General features: G+C 58.9%; 26 protein-coding genes and 1 tRNA gene. 9 read left to right on the top strand and 18 right to left on the bottom strand.

Annotated elements, in window-relative coordinates:
- Window position 1 precedes the first annotated feature (1 nt).
- From L1069_RS00770 to L1069_RS00760, 3 genes are read right to left on the bottom strand one after another with little or no spacing between them, the layout of a single operon-like run.
- On the bottom strand, window positions 2-259 hold the full coding sequence (locus L1069_RS00770) for an acyl carrier protein (RefSeq protein WP_129370852.1): 258 nt from the start codon (window positions 257-259) through the stop codon (window positions 2-4).
- A 48-nt stretch (window positions 260-307) separates the two neighbouring features.
- Window positions 308-1,381: a UDP-3-O-(3-hydroxymyristoyl)glucosamine N-acyltransferase gene (gene lpxD / locus L1069_RS00765; RefSeq protein WP_237454470.1), complete on the bottom strand. Its 1,074-nt coding sequence runs from the start codon at window positions 1,379-1,381 to the stop codon at window positions 308-310.
- A 39-nt stretch (window positions 1,382-1,420) separates the two neighbouring features.
- Entirely contained in the window at window positions 1,421-3,049 is a 1,629-nt protein-coding gene (locus L1069_RS00760) for a L,D-transpeptidase family protein (RefSeq protein ID WP_237454469.1), read from the bottom strand.
- A 349-nt stretch (window positions 3,050-3,398) separates the two neighbouring features.
- Here L1069_RS00760 and L1069_RS00755 point away from each other — a divergent pair, with 349 nt between their 5' ends.
- Window positions 3,399-3,968 (top strand): DUF882 domain-containing protein, encoded by a 570-nt coding sequence (locus L1069_RS00755; RefSeq protein WP_129370849.1) that lies wholly within the window; start codon window positions 3,399-3,401, stop codon window positions 3,966-3,968.
- A 168-nt stretch (window positions 3,969-4,136) separates the two neighbouring features.
- A tRNA-Arg gene (locus L1069_RS00750) sits at window positions 4,137-4,213 on the top strand.
- A gap of 97 nt (window positions 4,214-4,310) precedes the next feature.
- Here L1069_RS00750 and L1069_RS00745 read toward each other — a convergent pair.
- On the bottom strand, window positions 4,311-5,420 hold the full coding sequence (locus L1069_RS00745; RefSeq protein WP_237454468.1) for a hypothetical protein: 1,110 nt from the start codon (window positions 5,418-5,420) through the stop codon (window positions 4,311-4,313).
- A gap of 216 nt (window positions 5,421-5,636) precedes the next feature.
- A complete protein-coding gene (locus L1069_RS00740) occupies window positions 5,637-6,506 on the bottom strand; it encodes a LysR family transcriptional regulator (RefSeq protein WP_237454467.1) in 870 nt (289 codons plus the stop codon).
- Window positions 6,507-6,604: 98 nt separating this feature from the next.
- Between L1069_RS00740 and L1069_RS00735 the strand changes: the two genes are divergently transcribed.
- Window positions 6,605-7,738: a gamma-butyrobetaine dioxygenase gene (locus tag L1069_RS00735; RefSeq protein ID WP_129370846.1), complete on the top strand. Its 1,134-nt coding sequence runs from the start codon at window positions 6,605-6,607 to the stop codon at window positions 7,736-7,738.
- Between the two features lie 3 nt (window positions 7,739-7,741).
- Entirely contained in the window at window positions 7,742-8,332 is a 591-nt protein-coding gene (locus L1069_RS00730; protein WP_129370845.1) for an HD domain-containing protein, read from the top strand.
- Window positions 8,333-8,449: 117 nt separating this feature from the next.
- Here the strand turns inward: L1069_RS00730 and L1069_RS00725 are convergent, their stop codons facing one another.
- From L1069_RS00725 to L1069_RS00685, 9 genes are all read right to left on the bottom strand, one after another.
- A complete protein-coding gene (locus L1069_RS00725; protein WP_129370844.1) occupies window positions 8,450-9,670 on the bottom strand; it encodes a cysteine desulfurase in 1,221 nt (406 codons plus the stop codon).
- Window positions 9,663-10,247: a YIP1 family protein gene (locus L1069_RS00720; RefSeq protein WP_129370843.1), complete on the bottom strand. Its 585-nt coding sequence runs from the start codon at window positions 10,245-10,247 to the stop codon at window positions 9,663-9,665. The genes L1069_RS00725 and L1069_RS00720 overlap by 8 nt, the downstream gene beginning before the upstream one ends.
- A complete protein-coding gene (locus L1069_RS00715) occupies window positions 10,247-10,729 on the bottom strand; it encodes a YIP1 family protein (RefSeq protein WP_129370842.1) in 483 nt (160 codons plus the stop codon). The genes L1069_RS00720 and L1069_RS00715 overlap by 1 nt, the downstream gene beginning before the upstream one ends.
- Window positions 10,729-12,009, bottom strand: coding sequence for a SufD family Fe-S cluster assembly protein (locus L1069_RS00710; RefSeq protein ID WP_237454466.1), 1,281 nt, complete (start codon window positions 12,007-12,009; stop codon window positions 10,729-10,731). The genes L1069_RS00715 and L1069_RS00710 overlap by 1 nt, the downstream gene beginning before the upstream one ends.
- Window positions 12,010-12,765 carry a Fe-S cluster assembly ATPase SufC gene (gene sufC, locus L1069_RS00705; protein WP_129370840.1) on the bottom strand — a complete coding sequence of 252 codons (756 nt, stop codon included), beginning with the start codon at window positions 12,763-12,765 and terminating at the stop codon, window positions 12,010-12,012. It abuts the gene before it with no gap.
- 75 nt (window positions 12,766-12,840) lie between these two features.
- The gene (locus L1069_RS00700) at window positions 12,841-13,155 is read right to left on the bottom strand and encodes a heavy metal-binding domain-containing protein (RefSeq protein WP_027258903.1); all 315 of its coding nucleotides are present in this window, start codon (window positions 13,153-13,155) and stop codon (window positions 12,841-12,843) included.
- Window positions 13,156-13,193: 38 nt separating this feature from the next.
- Window positions 13,194-14,717, bottom strand: a complete 1,524-nt coding sequence (gene sufB / locus L1069_RS00695; protein ID WP_134829838.1) for a Fe-S cluster assembly protein SufB — start codon at window positions 14,715-14,717, stop codon at window positions 13,194-13,196.
- Between the two features lie 14 nt (window positions 14,718-14,731).
- Window positions 14,732-15,775, bottom strand: coding sequence for a cysteine desulfurase family protein (locus tag L1069_RS00690; protein ID WP_237454465.1), 1,044 nt, complete (start codon window positions 15,773-15,775; stop codon window positions 14,732-14,734).
- Window positions 15,776-15,904: 129 nt separating this feature from the next.
- Window positions 15,905-16,363, bottom strand: a complete 459-nt coding sequence (locus tag L1069_RS00685) for an Rrf2 family transcriptional regulator (protein ID WP_129370835.1) — start codon at window positions 16,361-16,363, stop codon at window positions 15,905-15,907.
- A 186-nt stretch (window positions 16,364-16,549) separates the two neighbouring features.
- On the opposite strand from L1069_RS00685, the gene L1069_RS00680 reads away from it, so the two are divergent.
- From L1069_RS00680 to L1069_RS00670, 3 genes are read left to right on the top strand one after another with little or no spacing between them, the layout of a single operon-like run.
- The gene (locus L1069_RS00680; protein ID WP_129370834.1) at window positions 16,550-17,203 is read left to right on the top strand and encodes an alpha/beta hydrolase; all 654 of its coding nucleotides are present in this window, start codon (window positions 16,550-16,552) and stop codon (window positions 17,201-17,203) included.
- A complete protein-coding gene (locus L1069_RS00675; protein ID WP_129370833.1) occupies window positions 17,203-17,445 on the top strand; it encodes a hypothetical protein in 243 nt (80 codons plus the stop codon). The genes L1069_RS00680 and L1069_RS00675 overlap by 1 nt, the downstream gene beginning before the upstream one ends.
- Window positions 17,442-18,611 carry an HD domain-containing protein gene (locus tag L1069_RS00670; protein ID WP_237454464.1) on the top strand — a complete coding sequence of 390 codons (1,170 nt, stop codon included), beginning with the start codon at window positions 17,442-17,444 and terminating at the stop codon, window positions 18,609-18,611. Before L1069_RS00675 ends, L1069_RS00670 begins: the two co-directional genes overlap by 4 nt.
- A 33-nt stretch (window positions 18,612-18,644) precedes the next feature.
- Here the strand turns inward: L1069_RS00670 and L1069_RS00665 are convergent, their stop codons facing one another.
- Window positions 18,645-19,427: a class II glutamine amidotransferase gene (locus L1069_RS00665; protein ID WP_237454463.1), complete on the bottom strand. Its 783-nt coding sequence runs from the start codon at window positions 19,425-19,427 to the stop codon at window positions 18,645-18,647.
- A 254-nt stretch (window positions 19,428-19,681) separates the two neighbouring features.
- On the opposite strand from L1069_RS00665, the gene L1069_RS00660 reads away from it, so the two are divergent.
- Complete coding sequence (locus tag L1069_RS00660; protein WP_129370830.1) at window positions 19,682-20,017, top strand: SMR family transporter; 336 nt, start codon at window positions 19,682-19,684, stop codon at window positions 20,015-20,017.
- A gap of 94 nt (window positions 20,018-20,111) precedes the next feature.
- The gene (gene typA / locus L1069_RS00655) at window positions 20,112-21,932 is read left to right on the top strand and encodes a translational GTPase TypA (protein WP_129370829.1); all 1,821 of its coding nucleotides are present in this window, start codon (window positions 20,112-20,114) and stop codon (window positions 21,930-21,932) included.
- Window positions 21,933-21,971: 39 nt separating this feature from the next.
- Here typA and L1069_RS00650 read toward each other — a convergent pair whose 3' ends face one another.
- From L1069_RS00650 to alaS, 3 genes are all read right to left on the bottom strand, one after another.
- Window positions 21,972-22,454, bottom strand: a complete 483-nt coding sequence (locus L1069_RS00650; RefSeq protein WP_237454462.1) for an MOSC domain-containing protein — start codon at window positions 22,452-22,454, stop codon at window positions 21,972-21,974.
- Entirely contained in the window at window positions 22,454-22,741 is a 288-nt protein-coding gene (locus L1069_RS00645; protein WP_027258893.1) for a DUF1330 domain-containing protein, read from the bottom strand. The genes L1069_RS00650 and L1069_RS00645 overlap by 1 nt, the downstream gene beginning before the upstream one ends.
- A gap of 77 nt (window positions 22,742-22,818) precedes the next feature.
- Entirely contained in the window at window positions 22,819-25,470 is a 2,652-nt protein-coding gene (gene alaS, locus L1069_RS00640; RefSeq protein WP_237454461.1) for an alanine--tRNA ligase, read from the bottom strand.
- Window positions 25,471-25,488 lie beyond the last annotated feature (18 nt).

Below are 25,488 nucleotides of genomic sequence, written 5' to 3'. Positions count from 1 at the left end.
CTTACGCTTTTTCCAAAATCAGCTTGTCGATGCCTTCGACGATCGCCGCGACATTGGAAATGTTGAAATCACTGTTTTCGGGTTCATTGGCATTGAAAGGGATTGAAACATCAAACTCCTCTTCAATGGCAAAGATGCTTTCCACCAGGCCCAGGCTATCAATGCCCAGATCCTCCAACGTGCTGTCGAGGGTCACATCCGACGGCTCAAGAACCGCCTGTTCGGCAATAATTGCAATGACCTTGTCCTGCGTGCTCATGTGAAGATCCCCGACGTTGTGGCTGAGGCAGATGTAGTAATTCCGCCGTTACTTGAAAACAGCCTTTTTTAACAATTCGATGTCACGCATCAAACGCGGCAGGCGGCGTTGTGCTTTATACATCTCAGTGTGGGTCTCCATCTTGACGCTGGGATAGCCCATGATCACCCGGCCCGCGGGCACGTTCGACAGGATCTTGGTGCCGCCGCCGGCGATCACCCCGTCGCCGATGAAAATATTGTCGACCACGCCGCATTGGCCGCCCAGCACCACATTGTTGCCGACATCAACAGAGCCGGAAATGCCGGTCTGGCCGCATAGCAGGCAATCATTCCCGACCCGGGTGTTGTGGCCCACATGCACCTGATTGTCGAGCTTGCTGCCATTGCCGATCACCGTATCGCGGATGGTGCCGTTGTCCAAAGTGCAGTTGGAGCCGATTTCCACGTCATCACCAATGGTGACGGCTCCCAAAGAGTGGATGCGGACCCAGGCCTGCGCCCTGGCTTCGCCCTGATCGCCCATAGTCTTGCGGGCGTTTTCAGCGCCGGAAACTTCGGGTGTGACATATGAAAAACCATCGCCGCCGACACGTGCGCCAGGCTGGGCGCGGAAACGGTCGCCGATGGTTGCCCGGGCGCCGATCGAGACCATTTCGCGCAACTGGGCGTCCTCGCCGATCACCGCATCTGTTCCGATGTAGCAATGCGGACCGATGACCGAACGGGCACCGATTTCGGCGCCGGCACCGATGATAGCCAGCGGGCCAACCGAGACGTCCTCTCCCAGCTTAGCCGTGGGGTCGATCACTGCAGAGGGGTGAATACCGGCAGCGAAACCCTGGCCGCGGTCCAGAATGGCGGTCACGCCGGACAGGGTCAGGCGCGGACGCGGCGCAAAAATCGCGGCTTTCAGTCCGAAGGCTTGCCAGTCCGCCCCCTCCCACAGCACCGCGGCCTGCGCCCCGCCTGCCGTCAGGCCATCGGCGTACTTCGGCGCCATGGCCATGGCAATCTGATCTGCCTTTGCATCCTGCGGCTCCGCCGCGCCCGCAATTTGCAGGTCCAGGTCGCCCTGGGCTTCAATTCCCAGGGACTCAGCGATCTGGCGGATAGTGAACATGGCAGGCCCTTTCAGAATAATCCTGTGTGGGCCTGCTACTTACCCTTGAACGCCGGGCAGCACCACCCCCGCCCGCTCCAGCGCCGCCCAGATCTTGGCGTCGCGGCCATAGACATCACGGCGGAACTCCGCGCGGCCTTTGCCCGAAACAACCGCAGTCCGGTAAATGATATGCACCGGAACCTTATGTTCCAGCGCCACCTTGGTTTCCTTGCCGCTGCTCAGGATACGGTGGAAGAAATCTTTCGGGTTTTCGCTTTGCTTGGCCAGCAATGCATAGGCGAATTCAAACGGTTGCGCCAGCCGGATGCAGCCATGCGAGAAAGCGCGCACTTCGCGGGCAAACAGGCTCTTTTGCGGGGTGTCGTGCAGATAGATGTTGTATTTGTTCGGGAACATGAATTTGACCAGCCCCAGCGCGTTGCGGCTGCTGGGGGGCTGCCGCATGGAGAACGGAAAGTTCCGCGCAGTATACTGTGAAAAATCAGCAGACCCTCGGTTCACCACCCGGCCGCGCCGATCGGTGATTTGGATATGGCCGACCGCATTAGGGTTGCTCTGCAGCTTGGGCAGATACTCCTTGGTGATGATCGAGCGCGGCACATACCAGCTCGGGTTGATCACCATGTGTTCCATCTCGTCGGAGAATTCCGGGCTGCGGCGGTCATGTGTATTCTTGCCGATTACCGAACGGGTTTCAAAGGTCACATCGCCATTGTCAACGATCTTGGCGGTGAAATCAGTCTGGTTGACCAGAATGTGCCGCTCACCCCGGTCCGGTGTCAGCCAGCGCTCCCTCTCCATCGCGATGATTATAGACTTCAAACGGTTGGAGACAGGTTTGTTTACCTCGGCGATTGTGCCAGCACCAGCCACGCCGTCGGTTTCCAATCCATGATCGGATTGAAAGCTTTGTACAGCCTGTTCCAGCGCGGCGTCATAGCTGCGTGCAGCGCTCCGCTGCAAATACCCCATCGCCATCAGACGGTTCCGCAGGGCAATGACAGCCGGACCCTGATCACCAGGTTCCAGTTTCTTGGCGTTGACACCCGGCCCCCAGCCGCCCGCCGCAAGGATCTTCTCCAGCCGCAGTTTTTCGCGCATCAAACCGCGGTATTGCGGCGAAGCAGGCACCAAGCTGCGCATATAAGCATAAGGCTGCTGATCCCGGATTCCCTCCAGAAAGCCGGTCCCGTCAACCATATGTTTCTTGCGCACCATGCCATCGTCGATCCGCGACGGCACCAGCAGGCCGGTTTGCAGGTCTGTCGCATAGTCCACCAGTGCCTGGCTCAGCGCGGCCTCGATGGTGCCGATATCACGTGTGGTGCGAACGCCGCGCATTTGCTGCAGCAGCGCGCTGACCTCGGCTGAACGGTCTGGCAGCCCATGGGCATTGGTTTCGTTCAACGCCGCTAACAAGGCGGTTCGGCGCTGGCGCGACGCCTCATCCGTGCCTGTCCAAATCGCCTGATATCCGTTTTCGCGGTAGAATTTGGCCACGGCATCGCTGCCGGAGGCGGCTTCAGCCACTGCTTGGCGGAAAGCCGCCGAAATTTCAGCCTGCGCTGAACTGGAAACAGTCCCCGCGGTCAGGCTGCCCAAGGCCAGGGCAAACAGCCCTGCCTTAATCCCCGGCAAAAAGTTTCCTGCGGATGCGCGCGTCATAATATCCGGTCCTTGAGCCGTTTTTTTACTAATCTTAGCGGTGCCTATCTGAAATTCTGGTAAATGCCAGCCGGTGTTGTCCATTCACATTTGCGAAATGTTAACATTGATGCACCGATGCCGCGTCTAAGAAGCCCTGTTGCAACAGTCGCGGGGAAAAGTTCCATGCCCCTCCCCTTTTGCGCAAGAAATTGCCGAAAAACGGGCTATCCGTTCTAGTGCGGCAAAGAAATGTTGGAACCAGATTCAGGCTGTGCCATACATGCCGCACGTTAACTAAGACAGTTGGCGAGCCCGTAACATCGGGCGATTAGGCAGGACTAGAAGCGTACGGGACGGCGCAGTGAAAATGGCGAAAACCACGGGCACGGGGATCTCCCGGCGTTCTCTTTTGGGTGTATTTGCTGCAACCGCAGTGGCAGCAGCCCCGACTTTTTCCAATGCAGCAGGCTTCTTGCGAGGCGGCGGTGATATCCGCCGGATCCGCATGTATTCCGGCCGTACCGGCGAACGTCTGGACATGGTCTACTGGATCGACGGCCAGTACATCAAAGACGCGGTCAGGGAAGTCAATCATTTCATGCGCGATTGGCGGACGGATCAGGTCAAAGACATGGACCTTCGCACCATTGATATCATGGCCGCCTCGCACAATCTGCTGGATGTGAACGAGCCCTTTATGCTGCTGTCCGGCTACCGCAGCCCGAAAACCAATGCAATGCTGCGCAGCCGCTCGCGCGGAGTTGCAAAAAACTCCCTGCACATGCGCGGCCAGGCTGCAGATCTGCGGCTGGCATCACGGTCAGTGTCGCAAATGGCCAAGGCCGCCGAGGCCTGCCACGCCGGCGGTGTCGGTAAGTACCAGCGTTCGAATTTCGTGCATATGGATTGCGGTGTTGTCCGCACCTGGCGCGGCTGACTGACATATCTTTGCAAAAATGCAAGCCTGCATATCCTAGTGCGGGCTTTTTAGGTTTGAGAACACACGCCAGCCCGGAACGCCTCCAGCTTTGGCCATGAAATTGTAAACAGCCGGTTTTTCCCGTTGCAGAGGCTGCGAAGCACGGTTATACCCCGCTTTAACGACGCACCTGTAGCTCAGCTGGATAGAGCGCTGCCCTCCGAAGGCAGAGGCCAGAGGTTCGAATCCTCTCAGGTGCGCCAAAATTCCCTGAAAAACTAACTATACCTGTCGATCCAGGATACCAGCGATTGTTGCCTATACTGTGCTGGAATGCCCGCCCTCCAAGCCTCCTGCGCCTTACTCTTGAAAATCGTTAACTGCGCTGGATAGTTCAGCTGCCGCCGCGTAATAAGCGAGGCTGCGTAGATAGTCCGGAGCCTCCTCGCCAAACGCTTTCAACACCTCCTCAGCCGGTTGCATGAAATCCCCGGCAAGTTCCGGCGGAGCTGAAAGAAACCTGTTGGCCCAAGCTTCATCGTCCAGCTCACCTCCGAAGAGCGCTCGGATTTCCTGAACGATATCCGCAAATACCCCTGGTTCAGGTGTGTTCAGCGCCGCATTGACCAAACTCCTAAGTTCAGTGCCACGCTGGCCTTGCAGGGAATAATGCACCGCGGCAACTTGGCGCTTGTTCAGATGCATCGGTAGATATCCCAGGGCGAGATGTCCCTTTCCAGGCTTTGAAATCACGTTGAAACCGGCGCTTCGTCCATCTGCCGAAACCGTCACGGAATCTATAGGGAGAGCGCTAATGCCAGCCGCGGCTTCAAGAACCGATAAAAGTTCGGACTTTTCAATGGAGCCAGAGACCCCTGCATTTAGAGAGATGCCCGCGACCAGCACTTCCCGGCCTCTGAAAACCCTTGAGATTATCGCCCGCCCACGGAAATCATACGCCAGGACGTCAGCATAAGGTCTGCATTCCGGAGTGGCTTCAGGATGATACAATACACTTTCTCCGGCAGAAGGATCCATTTGGGTCAAGCGTTCGACGTCGAATTTGGCGAGTTTAGACATCTCAAAACGCCCAGCAGCGTCGATTGCTATGAGGCCCCCTGGCCCTGCGCCGCCTGATCCACCGACAAGCAGTTCAGCGCTCATTGTCCCCAAGAACCCTGCCTCCTTACTGTCATGGGGACCTTTAATCATAAGCGCAGGATAACATGTGTTTTTCTTATTACCGCCGGCCCCTAGGATCCTTGTGCCTCTGTCTACATCAATCAGATCGCCCGGATAAATCGTATGAAGCTCTCTTGCAGGGAAGGCCCCCAACGGCAGGAAGTAAAGCGCCTCCAACGCTCGGAACCGTGCTTGAACCTGGGTCACATCGGGAGAGGAATGCCCAATACCGGGCAAAAATGTTGCGGCAATCAGACTCACCGCCGCTGCATATTTTGTCACCCGCATTAGAATACCCTCCGCTGTGCCGATAACCGGCAAGAGAGAAACTATGGCGTTGGCTCTGACTTTCTACCGCCAGTTCAGGATTTCTAAAAAATGCCTGCAGCCGTGGGTTGTGTTTCAATCCAGCGGCTTTGCTTCCCCCGCAAGCTGACAACGGTGCCTCAAACGCCCATAGATGCCCTGCTGTTTGCACGGGTAAAACTTCACAGCATTGCATTCCTACTGCCGGAGTGCCTGGCTAAATGCCTCCAGCAGGGCTCTTTGCCGTGGCGATTTGCCAAGGCTCGGCGGCCAAGTCAGCCAATAACCTTCAATTATAGCCAGTTCCGGCGCAGGCGCGCATTCCAATTGCCCTGTTTGCAAGAGATCTGCAGCCAAAGCCCTGGATCCCAAAACAACACCCATCCCCAACCGGGCAGCCCGCAAGGCATGCGCCATGGAGTCTACAGACACAGGACCGGCATCAGGCTCCGATTCACCCGTCACTCTGGCCCACTCCGCCCAGCCCGGCCGTTCTCCACGCAATTCTATGACCGGAAGCTGCCTCCACCCGGCCGCTTTTCCAGGTGCTGTCATTGGTTGCAGCACTTCATTTGCCAGCAAGACCCCGTCGCGCCCCTGCCAGCCGCCGCGTCCGTAGCGGATGTGCAAAGCCCCGTCGGCCGCCTCGAACTCAAGTCGTTTTGGAACGGTTTCCGTAACCAGGCGTAAGTCCGGGTAGGTCTTTGAAAACAGACCCAGCCGCGGCAGCAAAAGCATCTCCAGATGCGATGGCAAGGCCGCAACCCTCAGCTCCCTGGCGCTTTGACCGAATAGATTATCGGTGCCCTGTTCCAATGCGAGCAGAGTATCATGAACCAGCGGCAGGTAACTTTCGCCATCCACAGTCAGCGTCACACCGCGTGCCGAGCGAATAAACAACTGCCGTCCAAGCCAGGATTCCAGGTTCCGGATCCGCTGGCTGACCGCGGCCTGTGTGGCGCCGAATTCCTCCGCCGCAGCTGTGAAACTGCCAAGCCGGCCAGCTGCTTCAAACACCTTCAGCCAATCAAGCGGCGGCAAGCCCTGTTTGGTCGCTTTCCTGGGCATTAGAAAACCTAACCCTCAAACCCCGATTTCCGTCGTTCTCTTGATGGCTCAGCCTCGGTATTAGCGCAAGGGAGAACCAAGCCAACCGGAGAGATCCAATGCCCCGTTCCGTAACCGCTGACACATCCGGCAGTTTTCTGACTTTGACTTTTGAAGACGGCCAACAGTGCCGTTTTCACGCGATCTGGCTGCGCGACAATGCGCTGGATCCAGAAACCCGCGCACCAGGTAACGGCCAGCGCCTGATCACCATCGGCGATATACCCGCGGACACCAGGATCAGCACCGCATTGGTGGAAGACGGTGCCCTGACAGTGACCTTTGCGCCGGACGGCAAGACTGTGACCTTCCCTGAGGAATGGTTGAAATCACACGCCTATGACATTGACAAGGATACTAAATTTGGCCGCACTGCACCAGACATTCAGACCTGGAACAGCAGCCAACCGGCGCCCGCCTTTGACTGGAACGACGTGCAGACCGACCCCATGGTCAAGCGCGACTGGCTGGATGCGATTGCCCGTCTCGGCTTTGCCAAGCTGGTGAACGGCCCCGTCAAGGAAGGCGCTCTGATCGACTGTGCGGAGATGTTCGGGTTTGTGCGTGAAACCAACTACGGACGCTTCTTCGAAGTGCGGACCGAGGTGAACCCGACCAACCTCGCTTATACCGGCCTGGGGCTGCAGGCGCATACTGATAACCCCTACCGCGATCCGGTGCCAAGCTTGCAGATCCTGTATTGCCTGGAAAATTCGGCAGAAGGCGGCGACAGCATCGTGGTGGACGGGTTCCGCGCGGCGGAACGGCTGCGCGAAGAGGACCCGGAAGGTTTTGCGCTGCTTGCCGGCTACCCGGCCCGGTTCGAATACAAGGGCTCCGACGGCGTGCATCTGCGCTCGCGCCGCCCGATGATTGAACTCGCGCCTGATGGCGAGATGATCGGCATGCGCTTCAACAACAGGTCTTCAGCGCCTTTTGTGGACGTGCCCTTTGAAAAGATGGAGGCCTATTACGCCGCATACCGCCGTCTGGGCGAATTTATCGACGATCCGGACATGGGCGTTTCTTTCAAACTGGAACCGGGCGAGAGCTTCATCGTCGACAACACCCGAGTGATGCATGCGCGTCTGGGGTATTCCGGTTCAGGTTCGCGCTGGCTGCAGGGCTGCTACGCTGACAAGGACGGGCTGCTGTCGACCCTGAACGTTCTGAATACCCAGCTGGAGGGCTGAACAATGAACAAGCCGGATTTCAGCACACTGACCCAGGACAACATTGTCGCCTTCATCGGCGATATCTTTGACCGCCGCGGCGACGAAGAATACCTGGGCGAGCCGGTCACCATGACCGAACATATGCTGCAAGGCGCCACCATCGCCGAAGCGAACAACCAGCCGGAAGAGATCATCGTAGGGGCGCTTCTCCACGATATTGGCCATTTCACCAGCGAGTTCGGCACTTTCTCCATGGATGACACCGAAGACCGGTTTCACGAGGAGGCCGGCGCCGAGGTGCTGGAACAGTTCTTCCCTTCTGTGATCACCGACTGCGTGCGGTACCATGTGGCGGCCAAACGCTATCTCTGCGCCACCAAGCCCGAGTATTTCAACCGTTTATCAGAGGCTTCCGTGCATTCGCTGAACCTGCAAGGCGGGCCGATGAATGCGGAAGAAGTGACCGAGATGGAGAAGAACCCAAACCTCAAGCAGATCATCGCCGTGCGCTACCTGGACGAGGCTGGCAAACGCGCGGACATGGAAACGCCCGACTACTGGCATTTTGCGCCGATGGTGCAGCGGATGGTCGACAAACACATGAATGATTGAAATTCCGCAAAATGAAGCTGCCGGGACTAGCTGAAGACTTCTGTTCCCAGCTGCCTCAGTTCTGAAACACAAAACGGCGCCCATTGGGCGCCGTCTTCGCGGGTCGGTGGCAGCTCGTCAGACAAACAACTCGTGTGCCAGCTCCAGCGCGTCGATCAGCGTGTCGACCTCTTCCTTGGTGTTGTAGAGGCCAAAAGAGGCACGGCAGGTGGCGGACACGCCCAGATGATCCATCAGCGGTCCGGCGCAATGATGGCCTGCACGCACCGCCACACCTTTTTTGTCGAGAATGGTAGAAACATCATGAGGATGCGCTGCACCCTCCATTGTAAAGCTGAAAATCGCAGCCTTCCCAGTTGCTTGCCCTTGCACATTCACCCAATTGAGGCCAGTCAGACGCTGCATTGCGTAATCGCGCAGCCCGCCCTCGTGCCTGGCGATATTGTCCATGCCGAGATCCATCATGTAGTCCAGCGCTACGCCGAATCCGATGGTCTGAACGATGCCCGGCGTGCCGGCCTCGAACTTCATTGGAGGATCATTGTAGATGATCTGCTCCTTGGAAACTTCCTTGATCATGTCGCCGCCGCCGATGAACGGGCGCATCTCAGCCATGCGTTCAGGCTTGATATAAATCGCACCCGAGCCGGAGGGGCCGTACAGCTTGTGACCGGTAATTGCGTAGAAGTCGCAACCGATATCCTGCACGTCGACGGGCATATGGACCGCCCCTTGCGAGCCATCGACCAGTACCGGCACACCCTTGGCATGGGCGCCTTGGGTGATCGCTTTCACGTCCACCACAGTGCCCAGCACGTTTGAGCATTGCGTGACCGCAATCAACTTGGTCTTGGGGGTGATCGCGTCGATCACCTTCTGCGGGTCCAGGCTGCCGTCATCTCCCACGTCGACCCATTTCAGCACCACGCCCTGGCGTTCACGCAGGAAGTGCCAGGGCACGATGTTTGCATGATGTTCCATCACCGACAGGATGATCTCATCCCCCGCTTCAAACCGCGGCATGGCCCAGCCGTAGGCGACCAGATTGATGCCCTCGGTGGTGCCTGAATTCAGCACGATAGTGTTTTCATCCCCTGCATTCAGGAAGCGGGAGATAACACCGCGCACGGCTTCGTATTTCTCTGTCGCGAGGTTAGAAAGAAAGTGCAAACCTCTGTGAACGTTGGAATATTCCTCGGAATAGGCGCGTGTTACCGCGTCGATCACGGCCTGCGGCTTCTGGGCCGACGCACCGTTGTCCAGATAGGTCAGCGGCTTGCCGTTCACCTCCCGCGCAAGGATCGGAAAGTCGGCACGGATTTTTTCCACGTCATACATTTTCGGGAAGTCCCAGATTGGCTGGGCCGATCAGACCCACGATAAAGAGAAGGGCAAACACCAGGATCATGCTGGCCATCATGACGACCCCAAGCGACCGCCAGACAGAGCCGAATTTGTGCGCCGCATTGACGAAGTGCAAGAGGATAAAGAACACCATGATGTTCGCCGCAATATTCAGCAGGGCAGCCAGGGCCGGCATAACCAGCAGCATCGCGACAACAGCTGCGTTAAGGCCTGCTTGCAGCAATTGCAGCCAGGTCACCAGTGCAAGCAGTTCAGCAAGATTTCCCTGACCGCCCAGCCATCGGCCAGTGGTTGCAAGCATGGCGATGAAGCTGATTTGCAGCAGCAGGATAACCGCAAAATAGGCGCCAGGCGCAAACCGCGGTATCAGAACTTCAGGCGGCAGCGGAAACAGCACTTGCTGCAGTGTATAGACGCAAGTGTTCAGCACCACTGACAGCAGAAAGCCTGTCCATAGCGCCTCGCGCGGCCAATCCTGGGCGAGGATTTGATGCGCAGCATCCCGCGGCGATTTCACCGTCAGCAGAGCAAAGGCGGCAAGTGCGTTCATTACTTTGCCCAATACCCTTGGATCATGCCGGACACCCAGAACCACAGAACGACCGCACACCACAGTGCCCCCACCAGGTTCAAGGCGGGACCAGTCCCGATGAAACCGGCGACAAGCCCGTTCAGCAGCATCAGCGGGCTGGCTGCCAAAAAAGCCCAGAACAGCGCCAGCCGGGCGCAATAGGCCGCGCCCTGCCCGCCTGCCGCGCGGGCAATCCAATGCGCGGCCAGTGCCAGCACGTACAGGATCAGCGGCGCGATAAACACGATGCCCAGCAATGACCCGCCCAGCAGCATATTCAGCTCCTGCCCCGACAGATGCGCCTCGCGCGCCAGCCTCGGCATCTGCGCCACAAAGGTCAGCACACAGCCGCTAAGCAGGAAAATCAACAGCCGGTCTTCGCGCACGCCCATGTCCAGAAGCCGCGCAAACACCTTGCGCGGCCCCCTGTAGGTCGCCGGGATATCCGTGGTAACGGACATCAGCGGCGCCGGGCCAGCCAGCCTTCGAGGCGGGAGACGATGTCGGCCGCGATCTCCGCGTCCTCGATCTCTTCCACCGCTTCGGCCAGAAAGGCCAACGTCATCAGATCGGTCGCCTCGGCATGGGGAACCCCGCGCGAGCGCAGGTAGAACAGGCCTTCCTCGTCGATCGCACCTGAGGTAGAGCCATGCGAGCAGGCGACGTCATCAGCATAGATTTCCAGTTCCGGCTTGGCCAGGAACTGGCTGTCGCCGTCCAGCAGCAAGGATTGGGAAATCTGATACCCGTCAGTCTTTTGCGCGCCTTCCTTCACCAGGATTTTACCTTGGAACACACCAGTAGCCCCGTTGCGCAGCACCTTCTTGAACACTTGGCGGCTTTCGCAGTTCACCGCGTCATGGGTGATGAACACGGTGTCATCGTGATGAAAGTCGCCATCGCCGACGCAAGCGCCCGCAATATGCGCAACCGCATCGTCGCCGGTCAGCTCAATCACCGCCTCGTTGCGGGTCAGCACACCGTTCACGGTCAGAGTAAATGACTTGAACACAGATTCGGTGCCGAGACGGGTGAACAGATGCGTTGCCGCGCGGCGCTCGTGGTCGCGGCCCTGGGCGCGCACCAGATGCAGCTTGCCTCCGTCGGCAATGTCGATCTCCATGCATTTGTTAAAGCGCGAGGCTGCCGGGCCGTTTTCCAGGATTGTAACCTCGGCGCCATCTTCCACGCGGATCACGTGGTGCAGGATCGCGTCGGAACTCTCATCCGAGTGCACATAGGTAAAGTTGACCGGTTTGGAGACCTTGCCGGTCACCCGGATCGCCACGCCATCGGTGGCAAAAGCGGTGTTCAGCGCCGCCAGCGGGCGTTCTACCGGGGTTTGGCCACGTGCTTCAAGAACACCGTACAAGTCTTTGGCCCAATGGATATCTTTGCAGCAGATGTCCTCGATCCGGTCGATGGTCAAACCTTCCAACGACAAATCATCCGAGGCTTCAGCGTCGAAAACACCATCGACAAAAACAATGTTCAACCGCTCAAAAGCGCTGAACATTGGTGTTTCCTCCGCAGCGAACACTGCGGCATTGAGAGCCTCAGCCTGCACCAGGGTTTCGGGACGGGTGTATTTCCAATACTCATCCCGGCGGCTGGGCAGGCCCATGGTCTGGACCCGCGACAGCGCTGCCTGCCGGGCCGCCTTCAGGCAGCCGCTTTCCGGCAGGGTCAGCGCGGACAGCCGCGCCTCGGTTGCGCTTTGCTTTACTTCCGGCAGGGCCATTTACGCCTCCTCTGCCAGGATGCCGGCATAGCCGTTGTTTTCAACTTCCAGCGCCAGCTCGGGGCCGCCGGTCTTGACGATGCGGCCGTTTGCCAGAATGTGAACCACGTCCGGTTTGATGTGGTCCAGCAGGCGCTGATAGTGGGTGATCACCAGGAAGCCGCGGCCCTCGTCGCGCAGCGCGTTCACGCCTTCGGCCACCAGTTTCATCGCGTCGACATCAAGGCCGGAGTCGGTCTCATCCAGGATGCACAGCTTCGGCTCCAGCATCGCCATCTGCAGGATCTCGTTACGCTTCTTCTCACCGCCGGAGAAGCCGACGTTGACCGGGCGCTTCAGCATGTCGGCGTCGATTTTCAGGGTTTTGGCTTTGGCGCGGATAATTTTCAGAAAGTCGGAGGCCGACAGCTCTTCCTCGCCGCGGGCTTTGCGCTGTGCGTTCACCGCGGTGCGCAGGAAGGTCATGTTGCCCACACCGGGGATTTCCACCGGGTACTGGAACGCCAGGAACATGCCGGCTGCGGCGCGTTCTTCCGGCTCCATCTCCAGGATGTCTGCGCCTTCCAGCTCGGCAGAACCGTCGGTGACCTCATAACCGTCGCGGCCGGACAACACATAAGACAGAGTGGATTTGCCCGAACCATTCGGCCCCATGATGGCGTGTACTTTGCCAGCTTCGACTTTCAAGTCGACGCCTTTCAGGATCTGCTTGTCTTCGTCTTCAAGTTTGACGTGCAGGTTTTTGATTTCGAGCATTTTTTCCTCGTCTCACATGTCTTGCGGGCATACAGCCCGCGATATTCCATGGCCCCGGCTGGAGCCGTTGCATTTTTATCCCAGCACCACCGCGGTGCCGCTGGCCGAGACCATCAGCATGGACTGCCCGACCACTTCGTAATCCAAATCCACGCCCACAACGGCATTGGCACCCTTGTCCCGGGCGCGGTCTTCCAGTTCGGCCAGTGCGGTTTCACGGGCATCCTGCAGCTTGCCTTCATAGGCGCCCGAGCGGCCGCCGACGATGTCGGTGATGGAGGCAAAGACATCGCGCACAACATTAGCGCCCATGATCGCCTCGCCCACGACGATGCCCTTGTATTCGGCGATCTGGTAGCCTTCGACGCTTGGTGTGGTCGTGACGATCATACTCTTGTCTCCTTGCGGTGCTGCCCAAGGGCCAGCCATCAGCCGACAGACCCTTCCAGAGAGATCGCAACCAGTTGCTGCGCTTCCATGGCGAACTCCATCGGCAGCGCCTGCAGCACGTCCTTGCAGAAACCGTTGACCACCAGGGCCACCGCCTCTTCCTCGTCCATGCCGCGCTGGCGGCAGTAGAACAGCTGGTCGTCATCCACCTTGGACGTGGTCGCCTCATGCTCCACGCGCGAGGAGTTGTTCTTGACCTCGATATAGGGAACCGTGTGGGCGCCGCAGTTGCCGCCGATCAGCAAGCTGTCGCACTGGGTGTAGTTGCGGCTGTCCTTGGCTTTTGGGTGCATCGACACCAGCCCGCGATAGGTATTTTGCGCCTTACCGGCACTGATCCCTTTGGAAACAATGCGCGATTTGGTGTTTCTGCCAAGATGCACCATCTTGGTGCCGGTATCGGCCTGCTGCATATTGTTGGCGATGGCGATCGAGTAGAATTCGCCCTGGCTTTCATTGCCGCGCAGGATGCAGGAGGGGTATTTCCAGGTCACGGCAGAGCCGGTTTCCACCTGGGTCCACATCACCTTGGCGCGGTCGCCGCGGCAGTCAGCGCGTTTGGTGACAAAGTTGTAGATGCCGCCCTTGCCGTTCTCATCGCCCGGATACCAGTTCTGGACAGTGGAGTATTTCACCTCGGCGTCTTCTTCGATGATGATTTCCACCACGGCTGCATGCAGCTGGGCGATATCGCGTGCCGGGGCAGTGCAGCCTTCCAAGTAGCTGACATAGCTGCCTTTATCGGCAATGATCAGGGTGCGTTCGAACTGACCGGTGTTTTCAGCATTGATGCGGAAATAAGTCGACAGCTCCATCGGGCAGCGCACGCCCGGCGGCACATAGACGAACGAGCCGTCTGAGAACACGGCGGAGTTCAAGGTGGCATAGAAGTTGTCGGAAACCGGAACCACCGAGCCGAGGTATTTTTTGACCAGCTCAGGATGTTCGCGGATAGCCTCGGAAATCGAGCAGAAGATGACGCCCGCTTCCTTCAGCTCTTTCTGGAAGGTGGTGCCAACGGACACGGAGTCGAACACAGCATCCACGGCGACCTTGCGGCCTTCGGCAGGCGCATTTTCAGCGCCTTCAACGCCGGCCAGAATCATCTGTTCTTTCAGCGGGATACCCAGCTTTTCATAAGTCGCCAGCAGTTTGGGATCGACCTCGTCCAGCGACTTGGGTTTCACTTCCATCGACTTGGGACGGGCATAATAATACTGATCCTGGAAATCGATTTCCGGATAATCCACCATCGCCCAGTCGGGTTCTTCCTTGGTCAGCCAGCGCTCATAGGCTTCCAGCCGCCAGTTCAGCATCCATTCCGGCTCTTCGTTCTTTTCCGAAATCAGCCGGACAATATCCGTGGTCAGCCCTTTGGGGGCGTATTCCATCTCGATATCGGTTTCCCAACCGTATTTGTAAGCACCGCCAACCTCGCGGACTGCGTCCACGGTTTCCTGGTCAACACCATCCTTGACTTGGGTCTGGTCCAAAGCGGCCATTGTCATCTCCTCACTCACGCCGCACGGGCGCGATGTTTCTTTTCTTTTAACAGCCACGCATCGGCAAAGCGCAGCACGTCTTCTTCTGTTGTCTCAGGCCCCAGCGACACGCGGATTGCGCCCTGCGCCGTTGCCTCGTCATACCCCATTGCGGTCAGCACCGCGCTGGCGCGCACCTTGCCGCTGGAACAGGCGCTGCCCGCGCTGATGGCAAATCCCGCCAGATCCATCTGCATGACCTGGGTTTCGCCCTTCCAGCCCGGCGTCGCAAAACACAGGGTGTTCGGCAGCCGCCTCTGATCCTTCCCGACAAAAATAGTATGGCTTGCGCCAGACACAAGCGCCTTTTCTAGAATATTTCTAAGTTCTGCAACCCTGTCCCAGACACCATTTGCCAGATCTTTTGCCGCTGCTTCAGCTGCGGCGCCGAAACCCGCGATTCCAATGACATTTTCAGTGCCCGACCGGCGGCCCATTTCCTGACCGCCACCCTTGATCTGCGCAGGCAGGTCGGTACCGCGTTTGATCACAACCGCGCCGATGCCCTTGGGTCCGCCCAGTTTATGTGCAGAAATCAGCGCCATTTGCGCGCCCAGCCAGTTGAACGCCACTGGCAATTTTCCAAAAGCCTGGGTCGCATCCGTCACCGCCAGCCCGTCCGGCAAGTGCTGCACAATGCCGGTTTCGGAATTGGCCAATTGTACTGTGCAGGATGCGGGATCGGTAACCCTGACCGTCCCGTCAGAACTTACCTCAAGATTTTCCACCGTCCAGGCGCGCACCGCATCATGCTCCACTGGGGCGCCATGCAGATCGCGGCCCGCCAATGCCAGCGATGCACCTTCCGTGGAACCGGAGGTGAACACGATATCCGCGCCGTCAGCCCCAAAAGCAGCCGCCACCTGCGCCCGCGCCTTCTCAACCAGCGCCTTTGCGGCACGGCCTTCGGCATGCACCGACGACGGGTTGCCGCAGACATCCATCGCCGCGATCATAGCCGCCCGCGCCTCGGGGCGCAGAATGGCGGTGGCATTATGGTCAAGATAAACGCGTGTCATAGAGTCATCTTTTTACGGATCGCTGCCGCCTCATACGCGGCCTTGCAGCATTTCGCAAAGCTTTCCCGCGAAATTTGTGCGGTACCCTTGAAGGGTCCGGAAAGACAATGAAGGTGAATTCTTTGCACCTCATTCATCCACGACAGCAAACAGGCTGGGCACCGCCGGGCATGGCGCCAGATCATTCTTGATCACATCCGACAGACGGGTTTGATGCAGAAACACATAGACATGCGCACTTAAACCCTCCCACAGACGGTTGGTCAGCGATTGCGCCCGGCTGCCGGACAGCGCGCCCGAGGCGCCCGCCCCTTTGTGCATCGCATCAACCGTTTCATCCACGGCAGACAGCACATCGACCACCCGGATCTCTGATGGCACCATCGCCAGGCGGTAGCCGCCGCCAGGGCCGCGCACCGACTCGACCAGTCCCGCACGGCGCAGCTTGACAAACAACTGCTCCAGATACGGCAGCGAGATATCCTGCCGCTTGGAGATGTCCCCCAGCGGCACCAATTTGCCCTGCGGCTGCAGCGCGATATCCGCCAGCGCAACCATTGCATAGCGCCCTTTGGTTGAAAGCTTCATATTTTATCCCTCAAAACCAGGGCGCGAGTGCGAAAACATTGACCTTCCCCGCGTCTGTGCGTATCTCAGCCTGACGGTGTATGGCGAGGCCAGCGCCCTTGATTAGAACTGTTCTAAGATGCCCGACGGAACCCGTCAAGTTTTCTGCCGGCAGTCGCGAGAACGAGAGTAGGATTTGAACCACCCATGCCCGAGGTCATCTTTCCTGGACCCGAAGGCCGCCTCGAAGGCCGCTATCACCCGCAAAAAGAAAAAGACGCCCCGATCGCCATCGTGCTGCACCCGCATCCGCAGTTCGGCGGAACCATGAACAACAAGGTGGTCTATAACCTCCACTACGCGTTCTACAACATGGGCTTTACGGTTCTACGGTTCAATTTCCGCGGCGTCGGCCGCAGCCAGGGCGAATACGACCAAGGTGTGGGCGAGCTGTCGGATGCGGCGTCGGCGCTGGATTACCTGCAGTCGATGAACACCAATTCCAAGCATTGCTGGGTTGCGGGATTTTCCTTCGGCGCCTGGATCGGCATGCAGCTGTTGATGCGCCGCCCGGAGATTACCGGCTTCATCTCAGTTGCGCCGCCGGCCAACATGTATGACTTTTCCTTCCTGGCGCCCTGCCCGTCTTCCGGTCTGATCATCAACGGCACATCCGACCGTGTGGCGCCGCCTGCAGATACCGCCAATCTGGTTGGCAAACTGCATGAGCAGAAGGGGATCACCATCACTCATACTGAGATCGAGGGTGCGGATCACTTCTTCCAGGAGCCGCATATGGACACGATGATCGGCGATGTGTCCGATTACGTGAAGCGCCGCCTGACCGAGAACAGCCGCTGATGGGCACGATCGAAACGCTGGCCCAAAAACTGGCGCTCGATACGATCAAGGTGCAGGAGGCCAGCGGCGAAGACCGGCTGTATGTGGAGGTGGGCCAGGTACTTGGCGCCGCCTCCCAATCGCTCGAAGAAGCGTTTCTGACCGAAATGCGCGTGCGTCTGGCCGAACGCAAGGCGCGGGAGTTTCTCAATCAGAAAGTAAGCGCAATTCAGGCGCAGCTTGACGCAAAGGGCGAAGCATGAGCGGCCGGCTGGACGCGCAGTTCGCCTTCTTGCTGGAAGCGGACAAGCTTCGCCGCATTGACCGCCAAAACCTGATCATTGATTGCAGCCGGCGCGAAAACTCGGCGGAACACAGCTGGCATCTGGCGCTTTATGCGCTGGTGCTGGCACCGTTTGCTGCGCCCGAGGTGGATATTCTCCGCGCTGTCCGAATGCTGCTGCTGCATGATCTGGTCGAAATCGACGCCGGCGATCATCCAATCACGGATAAGGTCGATTGGGACGCTGTAGCACAGGCAGAAGACGCCGCCGCCAAGCGCCTGTTCGGCCTTCTTCCTGCCGATCAGGGCACTGACTTGTTAGGCCTGTGGCAGGAATTCGAGGCCGCGGAAAGCCCCGATGCGCGTTTTGCCAAACGGGTAGACCATTGCCAGCCGATTTTCCAAACGCTTTACGGCACCAATCCTTTGGATTGGCATGTCGATGTGGTCCGGCAAAACCTGAATGGCGGGCGCGCAGCCGCGCTGGAGCAGGATTTCCCCGAAGCCTATCACCACGCATTGGCTCTCCTGAACGAAGATACCAGCTTTGACTGCAGCCGTCTGACAGCCCGCCTGCCCTTCCTGAATGAGGCGGATAAACTGAAGCTGATCACCCGCGCGTCCAAACTGGGCGATGGGTCACGCCACGAAAACTCAGCCGAGCACAGCTGGCACATCATGTTGTATGCTTGGATTCTGGCAGAACACAGCGCCGGCCCGCTAGATGTGGACCGGGTGCTGCAAATGCTGCTGCTGCATGATCTCGTGGAGATCGACGCCGGTGATGCGCCGATCCACGGCGTGACTGATCCCGCAGCCCTTGCCGCGCTTGCGGCAAAGGAAGAAGCAGCCGCAGACCGCCTGTTTGGCCTGCTGCCTGCCGATCAAGGCCTGCCGATGCGGGCGATTTGGGAAGAGTTCGAGGCGGCAGAGAGTGCTGACGCTGTTTTCGCCAAATCCATCGACCGGGTCCAGCCAGTGCTGCTCAACCTGCTGAACGGCGGCGGCAGCTGGGTCGACTATGACGTGAGCCTGCCGCAGCTGGACACCCGCGTCGGCGGCAAGGTCAGCCGCGGCACACCGGACGTCTGGACCTATGTCCGGGCAAAGATTGAACCTTGGTTCCGCGCGGCCGGACGTTTGTAAACACCGGCCGCAACTCCGGTTCGGGGCTGCGCTTCACTCCAGAAACGGCTGAAACGGCTGCGTTTCCGCGCCTTGGGAGGTCAGCGTCAGAAACTCCCCCGGTTGCAGTTCACTCCATGCTTCACCTGTGTCCTCAAGCGGTTCCGATACAACCGCCCATCCCTTCAGGCTGTGGCTCCAGCGGTAGTAGACCGAAGGTGCGATACTGTCAGAGGAGTAGCGCGCCGCATAAAGCGTCTCTCCATCCGACATGGCTACGGACAGCCGCATATGCGGTGTTCGGCCCCGAGCCCGCGACAAAGCCTCCATGCGGCCCGCCGCCCGTTCCAGCGCCGCTTTCGGATCAATGTCCAGGCCTTCGCGCAGGGCCAGAAGAAACAGCACTTCGCTGTCAGTAGCCCCTTTGCGGTGTTGATACAGCTCATCAGGGATGCACATGTCTGCATGGCGGCGGAAATTCTCAAACCCGCCGACCTGGCCGTTGTGCATGAAACTCCATCTCCCGGCTGCGAAAGGATGGCAATTATTACGGCTGGTAGCGGATCCGGTTGAGGCCCGAACATGCGCCAGGAAAAGACCGGATTGGACCTGGCTCACCAGCGCACGCAGATTACAGTCCGACCAGGCGGGGGAAACATCGCGGTAGAGCCCCGGCTCGGTCCGCTGCCCGTACCATGCAATGCCGAACCCGTCGCCATTGGTCGCAGTCTTGCATTCAACCGCCTTTTGGCTTTGCGCTATCAGCGAATGCGCAGGTATTGAAATGATGTCTTCCAAAAAGACTTTGGCACCGGTGTAGGCAGCCCAGCGGCACATATGTCGCTCCTTGTGTTGAAGATCTGATCAGGACTTCTATTCTATTCCTGACGCTAAACTTGGAACATTCATCTAAGTCAGCTTGGCTTTTTAGTACAGCGTATCTGCGCACAGTCGTCTGTTCATTGCCGCGTCGGCCGAAAACAACGCAATCAGTGACGCATTGGGACTTCCTGCACTGCATTGAATACGGTACCGGAGAAAGGAACACTGCTCCGCCGCAGGCCGGGCAAAACGCGTACACGGAGGCAGAGATGCCGGTTCACTATATCTACCTGATTATTGCGGTTGCTGCAGAAACCATTGGCACAACGGCCCTGCAGGCCAGTCAGCAGTTCAGCAAACTTGGACCGTCGCTGATCGTTCTGGTCGCTTATGCGTTTTCCTTTTACATGATGGGGCTGACGCTCAAATTCATGCCGGTGGGTATTGTCTATGCGATCTGGTCGGGTCTTGGCATCCTGCTGATAGCTGTTATTGCCTTCATTGTTTTTGGGCAGAAGCTGGATCTGCCAGCCGTTATCGGCATGGTGCTGATCATGTCCGGCATCATCATCATTCACCTGTTTTCCAAGTCTTCGGCCCATTAGATCCGCATTTGCGGCTTCTTTGGACGGATTTCCTCTGGCCTTTGTGCGGGGTTCGGGCTATGCGCGGCCCAACTTCCTTACAAAGGCGAACGTCATGGACTTGCGCAACATTGCGATCATTGCTCACGTTGACCACGGCAAAACCACCCTGGTCGACGAGCTGCTGAAACAATCCGGCGCCTTCCGCGAAAATCAGGCTGTGGCGGAACGCGCCATGGACAGCAACGATCTGGAGCGCGAGCGCGGCATTACCATTTTTGCCAAGCCCACCTCGGTCGAGTGGAACGGCACCCGTATCAACATCGTCGACACCCCCGGCCACGCCGATTTCGGCGGCGAGGTTGAGCGGATCCTGTCGATGGTCGACGGTGTGGTGCTGCTGGTGGACGCCGCCGAAGGCCCGATGCCGCAGACCAAATTCGTGACCTCCAAGGCCCTGGCCCTGGGCCTGCGTCCGATCGTGGTGCTGAACAAGGTCGACAAGCCGGACGCCGAACCCGACCGTGCGCTTGACGAATGCTTTGACCTTTTTGCTTCGCTCGAAGCCACCGAAGACCAGCTGGACTTCCCGCATATGTATGCTTCCGGCCGTTCCGGCTGGGCCGATGCAGAGCTGGACGGCCCGCGGAAGGATCTGCATGCGCTGTTCAACCTGATCGTGAACCACGTGCCCGAGCCGAAACAGATCAAACGTCAGGACGAAGATTTCCGGATGCTGGCCACTACCCTGGGCAGCGACCCCTTTGTCGGCCGCCTGCTGACCGGCCGCGTCGAATCCGGCAAACTGAAGGTCGGCGCCACCGTGCAGGCCCTTACCCGCATCGGCCAAAAGATCGAGCAGTTCCGCGTGACCCGTATCCAGGCGTTCCGCGGTCTGGCCCAGCAGGACATTGAGGAAGCACAGGCTGGCGACATCGTCTCCATCGCAGGCATGGCCAAGGCGACCGTGGCCGACACCATCTGCGCCCTCGCCGTGGATGACCCGCTGGATGCTCAGCCGATTGACCCGCCCACCATCACCGTGACCTTTGGCATCAACGACAGCCCGCTGGCCGGCCGTGACGGCAAGAAAGTCCAGTCGCGCGTCATCCGCGACCGCCTGATGAAAGAGGCCGAGTCCAACGTTGCGATCAAAATCGCCGACACTCCCGGCGGCGAGGCGTTTGAGGTTTCGGGCCGCGGCGAACTGCAGATGGGCGTCCTGATCGAAAACATGCGCCGCGAAGGGTTCGAGCTGTCGATTTCCCGCCCGCAGGTGATCATGAAGGACGTCGACGGCGTCCGCATGGAGCCGGTCGAAGAAGCCACCATCGACGTAGATGACGAATACTCCGGCGCGGTGATTGAAAAGCTGACCGGCACCCGCAAAGGCGAGCTGGTCGAGATGAAACCTGCAGGCGCAGGCAAGACCCGCATTATTGCGCATGTGCCCTCGCGCGGGCTGATCGGCTATCACGGCGAATTCCTCACCGATACCCGCGGCACCGGCGTTCTGAACCGCGTGTTCCACGGCTGGACCGCGCACAAGGGCGCGATCCCTGGCCGCCGCGCCGGTGTTCTGATCTCGATGGAAAACGGAACGTCTGTTGCGTTTGCCCTGTGGAACCTGGAAGACCGCGGTAAAATGATGATCGGCGCTCAGGCCGACGTCTACACCGGCATGATCATCGGCGAGCATTCCCGCGAGAACGACCTCGAAGTGAACCCGCTGAAGGGTAAGAAACTGACCAACGTGCGTGCATCGGGCACCGATGACGCAGTGCGTTTGACCACCCCGGTGACACTATCGCTGGAAGAGTCGATTGCCTATATCAACGACGACGAGCTGGTCGAGGTGACGCCGAATTCGGTGCGCCTGCGCAAGCGCTACCTGGACCCGCATGAGCGTAAGCGGATGGCCAAGGCCAACGCCTGATAAACAAGAAACGGCGGCAGAAATCTCTGCCGCCGTTTTCTATTCTGCCGAAGTCATCGCCGTGACGCTGGCGCCCAAAGCCACCCTGCCCGGCTCCACCACTTCGGCATACCAGCCGCCATGTCCGCGCATTGCGTTGTAACCGCCATGGCCCAGCACCTCTTCCATCCGCGAACAGGGCGGACAGGGGCCTGTAACCTGCAAAACAGCGCTGCCGATTTGCAGTTTGGCTTTGCGTAAAGCCGCCAGATTGATCCCGGAAATGACAAAGTTCCGGCGCAGCACTTCCGGCTGTAACCTATCCAGCCCGGCAAGGGCCGCAATCACCGGCAGATGCTCGGCCTGGATTAATGTAACGGCGCGTTTGCCCTCTTTGGCGTGATCGCCGCAAAGACCCGCTGCAGTTACATCCGCAGTTTCCACTGTCAGAATTTCTTCCCGCCGCGCAGGGCGCAGGCCGATCCACGCCACCCGGCCCTGGCCGGCGTGGCGTTTCAGCATCTCCGCAAAAGCGGTGATCATTATTCGGAGGTTTCCACCACCATCAGTTCGCGCTCGGACGCGCCGCGCGCATGGCTCAGCGCTTCCTGGTATTCCGGGCTGTGATAGCAATCGACTGCGGCATCGACACTTGGGAATTTGGCCACCACATTGCGCGGGCGCTCCTTGCCCTCCAGCTGCACGAAACGCCCGCCGCGGGCGACAAACGTGCCGCCGTGCTTGGCGATGGCAGGCCCCGCCAATTCGGCATATTTGCCATAGGCATCAGCGTCGGTGACGGTCACATGTGCAATCCAAAGTGCGGGCATCAGAGCCTCCCAAGTTATGATCTTTCCGGCAGATTAGGCAATTTGCCGGAAAGACCAAGAATTTTTTGACCAATTGGTCAGCCAGCCAGCACAGCCTCGGCTGCCTTGATCGCCTCGTCGGCGCCGGAGAAATCCTTGCCGCCGCCCTGGGCCATATCCGGACGGCCGCCGCCGCCTTTGCCGCCCACGGCCGGAACGGCCGCCTTCAGCACGTCCACAGCTGAGATTTCGCCAGTCAGATCGTCGGTCACACCAGCGGCCACAGCAACCTTGCCATCTTCCTCGGCGATCAGCAGGATCACACCAGAGCCGATGTTCTGCTTATGCGCATCAATCAGGCCGCGGAGATCCTTGCCAGACACCCCTTTCAGGGCCTGGGCGAGGAACTTCTTGCCGTTGACGTTCTTGGCATCGGCGCCGTTCCCGGAACCGCCACCCATCGCAACCTGCTGCTTGAGATTCGAAATCTCGTTCTGCAGCACTTTACGTTCGTCCATCATCGCTTTCAGGCGGTCGATAACATCCGCAGGCTGCGCCTTCAGCGCAGTTGCAATCTCGGCCATCCGGCCCGCTTCACGCTCCAGATGCTCAAACGCCGCGGCACCCGTCAGCGCCTCGATCCGGCGCACGCCAGCCGAGGATGCGCTGTCGCCAAGGATCACAAAGGTGCCAATGTCGCCGGTCTGCTTCACATGGGTGCCGCCGCACAATTCGATGGAATAGGTGTCGCCATCATGGCCCTTGCCGGTTTCGGCCCGGCCCATGGATACCACACGGACTTCATCGCCGTATTTCTCGCCAAACAGCGCCTGCGCGCCCAAGTCCCGCGCATCATCCGGGGTCATGATCCGGGTCGAAACAGGGGTGTTTTGGCGAATGAAATCATTTACTTCTGTGCCGACCTTCGTCAGCTCAGCTGCGCTCATCGCCTTGTTGTGGCTGAAATCAAACCGCAGACGGTCCGCAGCATTCAGCGAACCTTTCTGGGCCACATGCTCCCCCAGTGCGTTGCGCAGCGCCTCATGCAGCAGATGTGTGGCCGAGTGATTGGCCCGGATCCGGCTGCGGCGCGCGTGATCAACCTCCATAGCGGCACCCAGGCCGACAGAAACTTCACCTTCGATCACTTCGGCAATGTGCAGGAACAGCCCTTCCACCTTTTTGGTGTCGGTGATACGGGCCGCACCGCCTTCGACGGTCAGAACGCCGCTGTCGCCAACCTGGCCGCCGCTTTCACCGTAGAACGGCGTCTGGTTCAGGATGATCTGAACCGTTTCCCCCTTGCCCGCCGATTGAACCTGCGCACCGTCCTTGACGATAGCGGCAACCTGGCCTTCAGCCTTTTCTGTCTCGTAGCCCAGGAATTCGGTCGGCCCATTTGCGTCAAGAATATCGAAGTAAACCTTCACATCCGCCGCTTCGCCCAGACCAATGCCGCCAGCGCGGGATTTCTCCTTTTGCGCCTGCATCGCCGCATCAAATCCGTCGGTATCGACCTCGATCTCCTTGGCGCGCAGCGCGTCCTGCGTCAGGTCAAGCGGGAAACCGAATGTGTCGTACAGTTTGAACGCAGTTTCACCGGGCAGGACATCGCCCTTGCCCAAATCGCCCGAGGCCTCATCCAGCAGCTTCAAGCCTCGGTCCAGCGTCCTGAGGAACCGGGTTTCTTCCTGTTCAAAGGTCTCTTCGATCAGCGCCTGGCCCTGGCCAAGTTCCGGATAGGCCGCGCCCATCTTCTGCACGAGTGCCGGCACCAGTTTGTGCATCACCGGATCGGTTGCACCCAGCAGCGACGCATGGCGCATCGCGCGGCGCATGATGCGGCGCAGCACATAGCCGCGACCCTCGTTCGAGGGCAGCACGCCCTCAGCGATCAGGAAAGAACACGAGCGCAGGTGGTCCGCGATCACCCGGTGGTGCACGTTCTGATCGCCGAACGGATCGGAATTCGTAACATTTGCCGAAGCTTCAATCAGCGATTTGAACAGATCAGTTTCATAGTTGTCATGGGTGCCCTGCAGCAGCGCCGCAATCCGCTCCAGCCCCATGCCGGTGTCGATCGACTGCATCTCCAGATCGACCATCGAGCCGTCTGCGAATTTCTCGTTCTGCATGAAAACGAGGTTCCAGATCTCAATGAACCGGTCGCCGTCTTCCTCAGGCGAACCCGGAGGGCCGCCCCAGATATGATCGCCGTGGTCATAAAAGATTTCGGTGCAAGGACCGCAAGGGCCGGTATCGCCCATCTGCCAAAAGTTGTCCGAGGTTGCGATCCGGATGATCCGGTCCTCGGGCACTCCGATTTTCTTCCAGATTTCAAAGGCTTCATCGTCGGTGTGATAGACGGTGGTGTAAAGCCGGTCTTTGGGAACGTCGAGTTCCTTGGTGATCAGCTCCCAGGCAAAGGGGATCGCCTCATGCTTGAAATAGTCGCCAAAGGAGAAATTGCCGAGCATCTCGAAAAACGTGTGGTGGCGCGCGGTGTAACCCACATTGTCGAGGTCATTGTGCTTGCCGCCGGCGCGCACGCATTTCTGCGAGGAGGTTGCGCGTTTGTAGTCGCGGGTCTCAACCCCGGTAAAACAGTTCTTGAACTGCACCATGCCTGAGTTGGTGAACATCAGGGTCGGGTCGTTGCGCGGCACCAGCGGGCTGGAATCCACCACTTCGTGCCCCTGTTTGGCAAAGTAATTCAGAAAGGTTGAGCGGATATCGTTGAGCGTCGGCATATGCAGGATCTCTTGCGG

This window comes from Leisingera sp. MMG026 (assembly GCF_021654205.1).
Classification (GTDB): Bacteria; Pseudomonadota; Alphaproteobacteria; order Rhodobacterales; family Rhodobacteraceae; genus Leisingera.
The sequence above is the reverse complement of the archived record's forward strand: the minus strand, read 5'-3'. Positions and strand labels throughout refer to the sequence as shown.

What these genes read in the sequence shown, in the direction of transcription:
- L1069_RS00710 (WP_237454466.1), bottom strand. Translation starts at nt 12,009, where the DNA reads ATGGCCCTGCCGGAAGTAAAGCAAAGCGCAACCGAGGCGCGGCTGTCC.
- L1069_RS00685 (WP_129370835.1), bottom strand. Translation starts at nt 16,363, where the DNA reads ATGAAGCTTTCAACCAAAGGGCGCTATGCAATGGTTGCGCTGGCGGAT.
- L1069_RS00730 (WP_129370845.1), top strand. Translation starts at nt 7,742, where the DNA reads ATGAACAAGCCGGATTTCAGCACACTGACCCAGGACAACATTGTCGCC.
- sufB (WP_134829838.1), bottom strand. Translation starts at nt 14,717, where the DNA reads ATGGCCGCTTTGGACCAGACCCAAGTCAAGGATGGTGTTGACCAGGAA.
- L1069_RS00650 (WP_237454462.1), bottom strand. Translation starts at nt 22,454, where the DNA reads ATGATCACCGCTTTTGCGGAGATGCTGAAACGCCACGCCGGCCAGGGC.
- typA (WP_129370829.1), top strand. Translation starts at nt 20,112, where the DNA reads ATGGACTTGCGCAACATTGCGATCATTGCTCACGTTGACCACGGCAAA.
- alaS (WP_237454461.1), bottom strand. Translation starts at nt 25,470, where the DNA reads ATGCCGACGCTCAACGATATCCGCTCAACCTTTCTGAATTACTTTGCC.
- L1069_RS00690 (WP_237454465.1), bottom strand. Translation starts at nt 15,775, where the DNA reads ATGACACGCGTTTATCTTGACCATAATGCCACCGCCATTCTGCGCCCC.
- L1069_RS00735 (WP_129370846.1), top strand. Translation starts at nt 6,605, where the DNA reads ATGCCCCGTTCCGTAACCGCTGACACATCCGGCAGTTTTCTGACTTTG.
- L1069_RS00700 (WP_027258903.1), bottom strand. Translation starts at nt 13,155, where the DNA reads ATGATCGTCACGACCACACCAAGCGTCGAAGGCTACCAGATCGCCGAA.
- L1069_RS00665 (WP_237454463.1), bottom strand. Translation starts at nt 19,427, where the DNA reads ATGTGCCGCTGGGCTGCCTACACCGGTGCCAAAGTCTTTTTGGAAGAC.
- L1069_RS00645 (WP_027258893.1), bottom strand. Translation starts at nt 22,741, where the DNA reads ATGCCCGCACTTTGGATTGCACATGTGACCGTCACCGACGCTGATGCC.
- L1069_RS00760 (WP_237454469.1), bottom strand. Translation starts at nt 3,049, where the DNA reads ATGACGCGCGCATCCGCAGGAAACTTTTTGCCGGGGATTAAGGCAGGG.
- L1069_RS00660 (WP_129370830.1), top strand. Translation starts at nt 19,682, where the DNA reads ATGCCGGTTCACTATATCTACCTGATTATTGCGGTTGCTGCAGAAACC.
- sufC (WP_129370840.1), bottom strand. Translation starts at nt 12,765, where the DNA reads ATGCTCGAAATCAAAAACCTGCACGTCAAACTTGAAGACGAAGACAAG.
- L1069_RS00725 (WP_129370844.1), bottom strand. Translation starts at nt 9,670, where the DNA reads ATGTATGACGTGGAAAAAATCCGTGCCGACTTTCCGATCCTTGCGCGG.
- L1069_RS00675 (WP_129370833.1), top strand. Translation starts at nt 17,203, where the DNA reads ATGGGCACGATCGAAACGCTGGCCCAAAAACTGGCGCTCGATACGATC.
- L1069_RS00755 (WP_129370849.1), top strand. Translation starts at nt 3,399, where the DNA reads ATGGCGAAAACCACGGGCACGGGGATCTCCCGGCGTTCTCTTTTGGGT.
- L1069_RS00740 (WP_237454467.1), bottom strand. Translation starts at nt 6,506, where the DNA reads ATGCCCAGGAAAGCGACCAAACAGGGCTTGCCGCCGCTTGATTGGCTG.
- L1069_RS00680 (WP_129370834.1), top strand. Translation starts at nt 16,550, where the DNA reads ATGCCCGAGGTCATCTTTCCTGGACCCGAAGGCCGCCTCGAAGGCCGC.
- L1069_RS00745 (WP_237454468.1), bottom strand. Translation starts at nt 5,420, where the DNA reads ATGCGGGTGACAAAATATGCAGCGGCGGTGAGTCTGATTGCCGCAACA.
- L1069_RS00770 (WP_129370852.1), bottom strand. Translation starts at nt 259, where the DNA reads ATGAGCACGCAGGACAAGGTCATTGCAATTATTGCCGAACAGGCGGTT.
- L1069_RS00715 (WP_129370842.1), bottom strand. Translation starts at nt 10,729, where the DNA reads ATGTCCGTTACCACGGATATCCCGGCGACCTACAGGGGGCCGCGCAAG.
- L1069_RS00670 (WP_237454464.1), top strand. Translation starts at nt 17,442, where the DNA reads ATGAGCGGCCGGCTGGACGCGCAGTTCGCCTTCTTGCTGGAAGCGGAC.
- lpxD (WP_237454470.1), bottom strand. Translation starts at nt 1,381, where the DNA reads ATGTTCACTATCCGCCAGATCGCTGAGTCCCTGGGAATTGAAGCCCAG.
- L1069_RS00720 (WP_129370843.1), bottom strand. Translation starts at nt 10,247, where the DNA reads ATGAACGCACTTGCCGCCTTTGCTCTGCTGACGGTGAAATCGCCGCGG.